14 protein-coding genes are annotated in these 10,320 nt (G+C 36.0%); 11 read left to right on the forward strand and 3 right to left on the reverse strand.

Going from position 1 to position 10,320, the window contains the following annotated elements; all coding sequences use genetic code 11:
- The first annotated feature begins 178 nt into the window (after window positions 1-178).
- Together mtnN and J2S13_RS15715 are read left to right on the forward strand one after the other, a co-directional pair.
- A complete protein-coding gene (mtnN, locus tag J2S13_RS15710; protein ID WP_307258787.1) occupies window positions 179-877 on the forward strand; it encodes a 5'-methylthioadenosine/S-adenosylhomocysteine nucleosidase in 699 nt (232 codons plus the stop codon).
- 192 nt (window positions 878-1,069) lie between these two features.
- Complete coding sequence (locus J2S13_RS15715) at window positions 1,070-1,318, forward strand: YrhC family protein (protein WP_307258788.1); 249 nt, start codon at window positions 1,070-1,072, stop codon at window positions 1,316-1,318.
- Window positions 1,319-1,752: 434 nt separating this feature from the next.
- On the opposite strand, the gene sigK is transcribed toward J2S13_RS15715, so the two are convergent.
- Both sigK and pssA read right to left on the reverse strand, forming a co-directional pair.
- Complete coding sequence (gene sigK, locus J2S13_RS15720) at window positions 1,753-2,478, reverse strand: RNA polymerase sporulation sigma factor SigK (RefSeq protein WP_307258789.1); 726 nt, start codon at window positions 2,476-2,478, stop codon at window positions 1,753-1,755.
- 165 nt (window positions 2,479-2,643) lie between these two features.
- Window positions 2,644-3,183, reverse strand: coding sequence for a CDP-diacylglycerol--serine O-phosphatidyltransferase (gene pssA / locus J2S13_RS15725; RefSeq protein ID WP_307258790.1), 540 nt, complete (start codon window positions 3,181-3,183; stop codon window positions 2,644-2,646).
- A 257-nt stretch (window positions 3,184-3,440) separates the two neighbouring features.
- On the opposite strand from pssA, the gene J2S13_RS15730 reads away from it, so the two are divergent.
- Entirely contained in the window at window positions 3,441-4,238 is a 798-nt protein-coding gene (locus tag J2S13_RS15730) for a phosphatidylserine decarboxylase (protein ID WP_307258791.1), read from the forward strand.
- A gap of 154 nt (window positions 4,239-4,392) precedes the next feature.
- Here the strand turns inward: J2S13_RS15730 and J2S13_RS15735 are convergent, their stop codons facing one another.
- The gene (locus tag J2S13_RS15735; RefSeq protein WP_307258792.1) at window positions 4,393-4,533 is read right to left on the reverse strand and encodes a sporulation histidine kinase inhibitor Sda; all 141 of its coding nucleotides are present in this window, start codon (window positions 4,531-4,533) and stop codon (window positions 4,393-4,395) included.
- 389 nt (window positions 4,534-4,922) lie between these two features.
- Here J2S13_RS15735 and J2S13_RS15740 point away from each other — a divergent pair, with 389 nt between their 5' ends.
- The 8 genes from J2S13_RS15740 (at window position 4,923) to J2S13_RS15775 (ending at window position 10,190) form a co-directional block, all read left to right on the forward strand.
- The gene (locus J2S13_RS15740; RefSeq protein ID WP_307258793.1) at window positions 4,923-5,438 is read left to right on the forward strand and encodes a YqeG family HAD IIIA-type phosphatase; all 516 of its coding nucleotides are present in this window, start codon (window positions 4,923-4,925) and stop codon (window positions 5,436-5,438) included.
- Between the two features lie 20 nt (window positions 5,439-5,458).
- Window positions 5,459-6,547 carry a ribosome biogenesis GTPase YqeH gene (gene yqeH / locus J2S13_RS15745; RefSeq protein ID WP_370874050.1) on the forward strand — a complete coding sequence of 363 codons (1,089 nt, stop codon included), beginning with the start codon at window positions 5,459-5,461 and terminating at the stop codon, window positions 6,545-6,547.
- A 206-nt stretch (window positions 6,548-6,753) separates the two neighbouring features.
- On the forward strand, window positions 6,754-7,602 hold the full coding sequence (gene aroE / locus J2S13_RS15750) for a shikimate dehydrogenase (protein ID WP_307258795.1): 849 nt from the start codon (window positions 6,754-6,756) through the stop codon (window positions 7,600-7,602).
- Window positions 7,589-7,882 carry a ribosome assembly RNA-binding protein YhbY gene (gene yhbY, locus J2S13_RS15755; protein WP_307258796.1) on the forward strand — a complete coding sequence of 98 codons (294 nt, stop codon included), beginning with the start codon at window positions 7,589-7,591 and terminating at the stop codon, window positions 7,880-7,882. The genes aroE and yhbY overlap by 14 nt, the downstream gene beginning before the upstream one ends.
- Window positions 7,879-8,472 carry a nicotinate-nucleotide adenylyltransferase gene (locus tag J2S13_RS15760; protein ID WP_307258797.1) on the forward strand — a complete coding sequence of 198 codons (594 nt, stop codon included), beginning with the start codon at window positions 7,879-7,881 and terminating at the stop codon, window positions 8,470-8,472. The genes yhbY and J2S13_RS15760 overlap by 4 nt, the downstream gene beginning before the upstream one ends.
- Window positions 8,441-9,022, forward strand: a complete 582-nt coding sequence (yqeK, locus tag J2S13_RS15765) for a bis(5'-nucleosyl)-tetraphosphatase (symmetrical) YqeK (RefSeq protein ID WP_307258798.1) — start codon at window positions 8,441-8,443, stop codon at window positions 9,020-9,022. The genes J2S13_RS15760 and yqeK overlap by 32 nt, the downstream gene beginning before the upstream one ends.
- Window positions 9,019-9,375, forward strand: a complete 357-nt coding sequence (rsfS, locus tag J2S13_RS15770; protein ID WP_307258799.1) for a ribosome silencing factor — start codon at window positions 9,019-9,021, stop codon at window positions 9,373-9,375. The genes yqeK and rsfS overlap by 4 nt, the downstream gene beginning before the upstream one ends.
- Complete coding sequence (locus tag J2S13_RS15775) at window positions 9,372-10,190, forward strand: class I SAM-dependent DNA methyltransferase (RefSeq protein WP_307258800.1); 819 nt, start codon at window positions 9,372-9,374, stop codon at window positions 10,188-10,190. Before rsfS ends, J2S13_RS15775 begins: the two co-directional genes overlap by 4 nt.
- The last annotated feature ends 130 nt before the right edge of the window (window positions 10,191-10,320 follow it).

Here is a 10,320-nt window from a genome sequence, read left to right on the forward strand (position 1 = left end):
AAATTATTGAACCGCCGTATACGGAACCGTACGTACGGTGGTGTGAGAGGGTCGAACGAATCAAAATTCCGATTCGTTCACTCTACTCGATTGACTAAAAAAAGTAGGAAAATTGATTGTAAATAAGTTATGATAAAATACATGGTAAGATGTTATAAGACTTTTGGAGGTATTATAGATGAAGATTGCAATTATTGGAGCAATGGAAGAAGAAGTGACAATTTTGAGGGAAAATATTGAAAATAAACAGGTGGAAACCATTGCAAACAGCGAATTTACAACTGGAATGATGGGAGGAGTAGATGTTGTCCTTCTGCGCTCTGGAATTGGAAAGGTAAATGCAGCGATGACAACATCTATTTTATTACAACATTTTCATCCCGATGTTGTGATTAACACAGGTTCAGCTGGAGGGTTACATCCGGATTTAAATGTAGGGGATATTGTCATTTCGACCGAGGTACGTCATCATGATGTAGATGCCATGGTATTTGGGTATGAATACGGACAAGTTCCACAAATGCCACCAGCATTTAAAGCTGAGGAACGTCTAGTTGATATTGCCGCCCAATGTGCGGTTGAGCTAAACGGTGTACAAGTTGTGAAAGGCTTAATTGCCACAGGGGATTCCTTTATGAGTGACCCTGAACGCGTAGCCTTTATTCAGGGGAAATTTCATGATCTTCAAGCTGTGGAAATGGAGGCTGCAGCTATTGCCCAAGTTTCCTATCAATTTCAAAAACCATTTGTGATTATTCGCTCCCTTTCGGATATAGCTGGAAAAGAATCGGGGATTTCCTTTGAACAATATTTGGAAAAAGCAGCATTAAATTCAGCAAATTTGGTTATGAAAATCGTCAACCATTTGGCCATCTAATACACTCATAAACGACGCACAGCCTATTACAGTAGGCTGGCTTTTTTTATTGTTTTGGAATCGGTACGCCTATGAACGAGGCGCTAACGCTTTTTAACCATAAATGGTGATAATTAACGGGCAACCTGCCTATTTTTTTATGTTAAAGTAGTTAATAAGAAAGCTAGAAGGAAGCAAGGTGAATCTAACGATATGGATCAAACTCAAACGGTAAAAAGGCTAACAGAAAAGATGGTAGACTATAAACGTTTTGCTTTTACATTGATTGCACTAAGTGTGTTCTTATATTTAGGTGTTGTCCTTCCGATCGATGGAAGAACAGATATAAAAACATATATATTGATGATTGGAAATATCTTATTATTGGCTTTATCCGTTATTTTCTTTCTAGCTTCATTCATGTATAAAAAGAGGATTCAACAATTTGAAGAGAATGAATAAAAAATATACGGATATACTAATGGTAAGCCATGAAAATGGACATTTCCCCATTTTTGTTAAATAGTATTGAAAGGGTTTAAAATATTTAATCATGGTGAAGGTTCATCATCGGTGGCTTTACAAGAGCTTGGAACATTCTTCTAACTGTCACAAATCATTCAAACTTAATTCACATTTCCTTAAAAATACATTACAATCGAATATGAATGTGATAAATTATTATTAAGATAGGTGGATTGTAACAAAGGAGTGATTTGAATGTTGATGATGATTTTAGGATTACTTTTGGCTACTGCAACAGGTGTGATCATTTCAGCTACTATTGAGTAAATGAGATTCATTCCAAAAAATATATAATCGTGATTTTGTTCAATGATATTCAAAAATAAGGGCTGCCATGAGCAGCCCTTATTTTTGTTTAGGAAACTACACGCCTATTCTTTATCAAGTCTGCCTTTTTTCTCTTTTTCTTCACGGTAAAATTCGTGGAACATTTTCATTAGGGCTCGTTTTTCAATCCGCGAAACATAACTTCGAGAGATTCCTAATTCTTTAGCAATTTCTCTTTGGGTTTTTTCCTTTTTCATGTTTAAGCCGAATCGGCCAATAATGACCTCTTGTTCTCTGTCATCTAATATTCTTAGATATTTCATTACTTTTTCAAGTTCCATACTTAATTGGATCGTATCAAATACATCTTCTGAATCTGATTTTAAAATATCAATTAAAGAAATTTCGTTTCCTTCTTTATCCTGACCGATCGGGTCGTGTAAGGAGATATCCTTCTTTGTTTTCTTTAACGCTCTTAAGTGCATTAATATTTCATTTTCGATACATCTTGCTGCATATGTGGCTAATTTTGTTCCCTTTCCATCAGAATAGCTTTCAATCGCTTTTATCAGGCCGATCGTTCCGATTGAGATTAGATCTTCAGGGTCTTCGTTTGTATTTTCAAATTTCTTTACAATATGAGCAACAAGACGTAAATTATGTTCGATTAACTTATTTCGTGCTTCTTCATCCCCTTCAGCCATTCTTTGTAAATACTTTTTTTCGTCACTCGATGATAGTGGCTGGGGAAACGCATTGTTTTTTACATATGAAACGAGAAAGACCAATTCTTTAAAAAAATATGAAAAGGCAGTAAATACTCCAAACATATTATCCCCCTTTCGGACATTTGCCTATAACTAATACATATGAGGGATGGAACTTGTCCTTGCATGTCCATAGGAATAATGTTTGAAATGCCTTTTACTCCATGAAAAAAGCCGGGAAGGGTCCCGACTTTTTCGACTGTGTAAGAGAAAGTCCTCTAGCAGATCTTATACCTTTTTTAGTGTGAATGAGCTAATCATGAGAAGAGATAATATAATGATGATAAAGAAAAATGAGTGCGCTGGAATAAATGGAATGGCAAGATAACTTAATGTGGCAATACAACCAGCAGCCGTAATCGGCAAACCTTGAAAATATCCGTTGTTTTCAGTAATGTTAAATCTAGCCAAGCGAAACGCTCCACAAGCGATAAAGAATATAGTGAAGAATATTCCAGGGAAGCCAAATTGATGAAGAACACCTTGGTAAAGAAGTAGTGCAGGGGCTACACCGAAAGAAATAATATCACACATAGAATCTAGCTGTCTGCCTAATTCAGATTCTATATTTAACTTTCTGGCAACCATACCATCGAAACGATCTGCTAAAGCAGCTACAAATATTAATAGCAAACTTAAATGGAACTGACCTTTAATCCCCATAATAATGGAGAAAGCGCCAAGTGTTAAGTTTCCCAAAGTTAATACATTAGCTGTTTGGGCTTTCACTTTTTTAATCGTATGATCAACGACTTGAGAAATAAACAAATTCCCTCACTCCTCGAATTGAAGGGAATATACCCTTAATTTTAAAATACAATTTTGCAAGAATATATTATATCATAAAAGAGATATATTTTATTATTTTTTTTGAAAAAATTCCCCTTTACATTGAATAGAAATGATGTAGAATTAAGGATTCTTATCAATTGTTAGGACCCTATAAAAAGTAGATGCGTTAATGTGATACATTCTGTACAATGGCAGGGGAATACTTGATTCGTTCAAAGGGGGGATTTGAAAAGTTGAAAGAAAGCATATATCGAGTATTTATAGAATTAACAAATAAAAAATGGACCTCCAATCTTTTGAAAATTTTTACTCAATCTTCGCTAAGTAGACCGCTAATTAAATCATTTGCCAAAGTGTATAAAATCAATCAAAATGAGATGGAATATCCATTAGCCCATTATCGATCTCTCCATGATTTTTTTATAAGAAGATTAAAACCAGGTTGCAGACCGATTATGACGGGAGAAGATTCTGTCATCAGTCCAGTGGATGCAGAAATTGAAGAAATCGGTACCATTACTTTGCTAAACAAAATGATGGTGAAAGGGAAAGAGTACTCCATTGTGGATCTTTTAGGTGATGAAAATATAGCAGAGAAATACATAGGTGGAACATACATGGTATTGTATTTGAGTCCAACCAATTACCATCGTATCCATAGTCCTATAACCGCGGAGGTGATTCAACAATGGGAGTTAGGTGTGCATTCTTACCCGGTTAATAAATGGGGTCTTAAATATGGAAGGGAACCACTATCCAAGAATTATCGATCGATTACAGAGTTAAGAACCCCTAATGGACATCTAGTCGTAGCGAAAATTGGAGCAATGTTTGTTAATTCCATTGAGCGCATACATAGTAATAATGTATGGCAGAAAGGTGAAGAAGTTGCCTATTTTAGTTTCGGATCCACTGTTGTTCTTTTATTTGAAGAAGGAACCTTTTCAAAAGATGAAAATATTATCATCCCAACGCAAGTAAAAGTGGGTCAATTACTTGGAAAATTACACAAAGGAATCCCCCTTCCTTAGTAGAAGGGGGATGGTGTTGTTGTTCTATTTAGGAGATCATCATCGACCTTTAAAATGGAGAAGTAATGAAAAGAGAGATACATTCGTCTAAGGCATGTTAAGTCCATCAAATAATTCTCCAAATTTAGACTTACTATTATAATGAATTTTCAGTTTATGATGAAGCTTTAATTTTTTGTGCTAATGCCCGACGATCTAGTTCCGTTTCAATGAGGCGTATAAATTCCGGGCTTAATTTCAGTTCTTTTGCTTTAAAATAAGATTCAATTAATAATTCATCAGATAATTTGCGCATTAGCCTTTCACCTCCAAATGAAACGTTCTTTTTTAAAAGAAACTGGCATATTATATAGTTTGTTCAGTTGTTGTATTATTACCATATCAAATATTATGAACTGGAACAAGCGTTCTCTTATCCACAAGATTAAGTGGATAAGTTGTGGTTAAGTTGTTTATAAATGGTAAATACCATTGGTTTAAAGGTGGGATAATGTGCATAAGGTTATCCACAACTGTTGGAATTAACGAAAATTTGTCGAAAATTTTTTGGGTAACTATGTAAAATATCATTTTTTGTCCTTTTTTGCATTTTTTATTTTTCTCAGCTATTTAGTTTTTTTGAAACGATGGATAAAATTAGATATGATAAAACGAAGTATAGCTGGAGTAATTGAGGTGTCTTGATTGTTGAAGAAATTTTTACCGAATGAACATGTCAAAAGTATTCTGGATATTCAACCAGAAGTTCTAATTAAAAAAGGAATTAAAGCCATTATTACAGATTTAGATAATACACTCGTCGAATGGGATCGTGCAGATGCTACACCGGCTCTGATAGAATGGTTTGAATATATGGCTAAGCACGGTATTCTCATTACCATTGTCTCGAATAACAATGAAGGAAGAGTTAGTTCTTTTTCTAAGCCTTTAAACCTGCCATATATTTTCCGAGCGCGTAAGCCATTGGGAAAAGCATTCCGAAAAGCAGTTCGCGATATGGGGATTAAGAAGGAAGAAGCCGTTGTGATTGGGGATCAATTATTAACTGATATATTAGGGGGAAATCGATCAGGGTTTTATACGATCTTAGTAACACCTGTTGCTCAAACTGATGGATTTTGGACAAGGATCAATCGGAAAGTTGAACGAGGGATCTTAAACTTTTTTAAACGCAGAGGTATGATTCAGTGGGAGGATTAAATGTGAGTAATGAAAATATTATGTGTATTGGCTGTGGCGTAGAGATCCAAACAACTAATAAAAATGGGCTTGGATATGCACCGCCATCATCACTTCAAAATGAACAGATTATTTGTCAAAGATGCTTTCGTTTGAAACATTATAATGAGGTTCAGGATGTTCCATTAACAGATGATGATTTCCTACACATTTTAAATACGTTAGGACAAACAGACAGTCTTATTGTGAAAATCGTTGACATTTTTGACTTTAATGGTAGTTGGTTACCAGGATTACATCGCTTTGTAGGGAAGAACCCAATATTATTAATTGGAAATAAAGTGGATTTATTACCGAAATCAGTAAAGCATACAAAGTTAATAAATTGGATGAAACAAGAGGCGAAGAAGCTTGGCTTAAAGCCGATTGATGTCATGCTAGTAAGTGCATCTAAAGGAAATTTTATTAAGGAAGCGTTAGAGGCGATTGAAAGCTACCGAAACGGAAAAGATGTATATGTAGTTGGTTGTACAAATGTTGGAAAATCAACTTTTATTAATCAAATTATTAAGGAAGTAACTGGGGAGAAGGAAGTGATAACAACTTCACATTTTCCAGGTACGACTCTAGATATGATTGAGATTCCTTTTGATGATGATACCGCTCTAATCGACACACCAGGAATTATTAATCATCACCAAATGGCTCACTTTGTTGATAAACGAGATTTAAAGATCATTACACCTAAAAAGGAAATTAAGCCAAAAGTATTTCAATTAAGTGAAGGACAAACATTGTTTTTCGGCGGTTTGGCCAGATTTGATTATATAACGGGCGGCAAAAGGTCTTTTACGTGTTATGTATCAAATGAACTGAATATTCATCGTACAAAGTTAGAAAATGCCGATGATCTTTATGAAAAACATATTGGAGAAATGTTAGCACCCCCAAGAAGGGAACAATTAGCAGAATTCCCCTCTTTAGTTCGTCATGAATTTTCTATAAAAGAAGGAAAAACAGATATTGTTTTTTCTGGTTTAGGATGGGTGACCATTAATGAACCTGGGGCAATACTGGCTGCCTTTGCTCCAAAAGGGGTTAGTGTTTTTATACGAAAATCATTAATTTAAATATTGCTTTTCGTACGGAATTAGGTTTTATCTCGCCTTAACGGGCAGTAAAACCTCCACGATTTGGAAACAAAGAAGATGGGTGGAGGATCACTGCCTCTAAAGGTCCGATAAGTTTAACTAACATTCAGTGGGGGATGAAGAAAACCCACACTGGATGAAGTTTCACTTTATAAAAAAATTTAAAAAATGGGGGGATTCGGGAAATGAAACAATTATTTGGTGTAATCGGGGACCCTATAGCCCATTCTATGTCTCCTGCCATGCATAATGCTGCATTTAAAGAGGCTGGAATCGATGCGTATTATCATCCTTTCCATGTCAAGCCAGAAGATTTAGAAGAAGCGGTAAAAGGGATGAAAGCAATTGGAGTTCAAGGATTTAATGTGACGATCCCCCATAAAACTTCGATCATTCCTTTGCTTGACTCTATTGATCCTCTTGCGGAAGCGATAGGGGCTGTAAATACAGTAGTAAGAGTTGAGAACCGATGGGTAGGTTTTAATACCGATGGGGAAGGGTATGTACGAGCCTTAAAGGAACAATGCAAAGAGTATTTGCAAAATGAGCCTATTTTAATTATAGGAGCTGGAGGAGCAGCTCGAGGAATTTATTGCACATTAGCTGCTCATAAAGTAAAACAGATTGATCTTTGTAATCGTACGGTCGAAAAGGCACAAAAGCTTGCTAATGATTGTCCATATGAAACGGTGACAAACGTTATGAACTTACAAGAAGCAGAGAAAAGATTAAAAGATTATTCCATTATCATTCAGACGACTTCCATTGGAATGTCTCCTAAAACGGATGAATCACCATTAAAGATAGATGAACTTCAACCGAACACGATTGTATCAGATATTGTATATAATCCCATTCAAACAAAGTTCTTATTGAAAGCGAAACAACAAGGGGCGATTATTCAAAATGGAATGAAAATGTTCGTGTACCAAGGTGCATTAGCATTTGAAAAATGGACAGGCATCTTTCCCGACACTCACAAGATGGAACAACTAGTCTATCAACAATTAGGAGGTACTTATGTTAACAGGTAAACAAAAGCGTTTTTTACGTGCACAAGCTCATCATTTAGATCCTATTTTCCAAGTTGGAAAAGGGGGAGTGAATGATAATATGATTAAGCAAATAGCAGATGCCCTTGAGGCAAGAGAATTAATAAAAATAAGTGTTTTGCAAAATTGTGATGAGGATAAGAGAATCGTTGCAGACGAATTAAGTAAAGGGGCGAAGGCTGAGCTCGTCCAAATCATAGGAAACACCATTGTCTTATACAAAGAATCAAAGGAAAATAAGCAGTTCAATTTACCAAAATGAAGAAAAAAGTAGGAATTTTAGGTGGCACATTCAATCCTCCTCACATAGGACATTTAATGATCGCAAACGAAGTACTTCACGCATTAAATTTAGATGAAGTGAGATTTATGCCCAATCAAGAACCCCCCCATAAAGAAATTGCACAGGGGGTTACAAATGTCGATCGGATGAATATGGTAAAGCTGGCAATACAAGATCATGGTCAATTTTACATTGAACCCATTGAAATGGATCGAGGGGGAAAATCGTTTACATTTGAAACGATGAAACTTTTGAAGGAAAGAGAACCTAAAACCGAATTTTATTTTATCATCGGGGGAGATATGATCGAGTATTTGCCAAAATGGTATAAGATCGATAAATTATTAGATTTGGTTACTTTCGTAGGCGTTAACCGACCTGAATTTTCTTCAATCACTACATTTCCAGTTTTACTTGTAGATATTCCAGAAATTCATTTATCTTCTTCCCTTATTCGTGAAAGAATAGGTAAAGATTATACAGTCAAATATTTATTGCCGGAAAAGGTCATTTCCTATATAAAGGAGAAACAATTATATGGATCGAAAAGAAGCGCTAAAAATCGTTAAAGAACAAATTACCGAACATCGCTATGAGCATACATTAGGAGTGATGGAGACGGCTATTCAGTTAGCGAAACGATATGGGGCAGACGAAAAAAAAGCTGAACTAGCTGCGATTTTTCATGACTATGCCAAATTTCGCCCCAAAGAAGAAATGAAATCAATTATTATTGAACAAAAATTGGATCAACGATTGCTTTCCTTTCACTCAGAATTATGGCATGCACCAGTAGGAGCCTACTTAGTTCAGAAAGAGGTAGGAGTGGGTGATTTAGATATTTTGGATGCTATTCGCTATCATACTTCAGGAAGAATTGACATGACCCTATTAGATAAAATTGTCTACTTGGCTGATTATATTGAACCGGGGAGACATTTTCCTGGAGTAGAGGAAGTTCGAGAATTAGCTAAAACGAATCTGGACATGGCCTTAATCAAAGCGATCTCAAATACCGTTCAATTTTTAATGAAAAAGAATCAGCCTATATATCCAGATACATTTGATACGTACAATGATCTAGTTTTTCAACTAAAGGAGGCTTCAAAAGCAAGATGAATAATCGAGAATTAGTAGTTGAAGTAGCTAAAGCCTGTGATGATAAGAGGGCAGAAAATATTATTGCACTAAATATGCAAGGAATTTCGCTTATTGCCGATTATTTTGTCATATGTCATGGGAATTCAGATAAACAAGTACAGGCAATCGCTCGTGAAGTAAAAGAGCGCGCAGAGAAATTGGGGTATACGATTAAAAGAATGGAAGGATTTAATGAGGCTCGCTGGATCCTAGTGGATTTAGAAGATATAGTTGTACATATTTTTCATCGTGATGAGCGTATATATTATAATCTAGAACGTTTATGGGGAGATGCACCCACAGAGGATATTCAAAGTGAGCTGTTATCATGAGTTATGAGCAATTTGCATTCGTTTATGATGAACTAATGAAAGATGTTCCTTATCGTAAATGGATGGAATTATTAAAAGAACAGATGAATAAACACGGCATTGCGGGGAAAAAGATTCTGGATCTCGCTTGCGGGACTGGGGAATTTACTGTTCAGCTGGCAAAAGAAGGATTTGAAGTAACGGGTGTCGACCTATCTGAAGATATGTTAATGGTTGCACAAGAAAAAGCGGTGAATCAGGGGTTTCATATTCCTTTTTTTCAACAGGATATGCGCGAGTTAGAAGCGCTGGGAGAATTCGACTGTGTGACTATTTTTTGCGATTCATTAAATTATGTTGGAGAAGAACAAGACGTATTAAAAACCTTTTCAAAGGTGTATGAACATTTAAAAATAGGAGGACTCCTCCTATTTGATGTTCATTCTATCTATAAAATTCAAGAAATTTTTATCGGCTCGACATTTACTATTAATGATGATCCTATCTCATATATTTGGAATTGCTTTGAAGGGGAAGTGGAGAATACCGTTGAACATGAACTAACCTTTTTTGTATTAAATGAGGAAGATCAGCGGTATGAAAGATTTGATGAGCTTCATATACAAAGAACATTTCCCATTCAAAATTACGAAAAGTGGTTAAAAAAAGTTGGTTTCCAAGTCGAACAAATAAGCGCAGACTTCACCAACCAACCCCCAACCAACACCAGCCAGCGAATTATCTACGTCGCAAGAAAAGCGAAGGCGACTGTTCTGCCACGACAAGCAAGTGACAAGGTCCGAAAGAGGGCGGTTTTCCCCTCTGAAGGAGATTGACAGTTGACCTCGAGTGGCAAAGAGCCATAGCTAGCCAAGAAAAGCGAAGGCGACTGTTCTGCCACGACAAGCAAGTGACAAGGTCCGAAAGAGGGCGGTTTTCCCCTCTGAAGGAGATTGACAGTTGACC

The sequence above is a fragment of the Oikeobacillus pervagus genome (genome assembly GCF_030813365.1).
Classification (GTDB): Bacteria; Bacillota; Bacilli; order Bacillales; family DSM-23947; genus Oikeobacillus; species Oikeobacillus pervagus.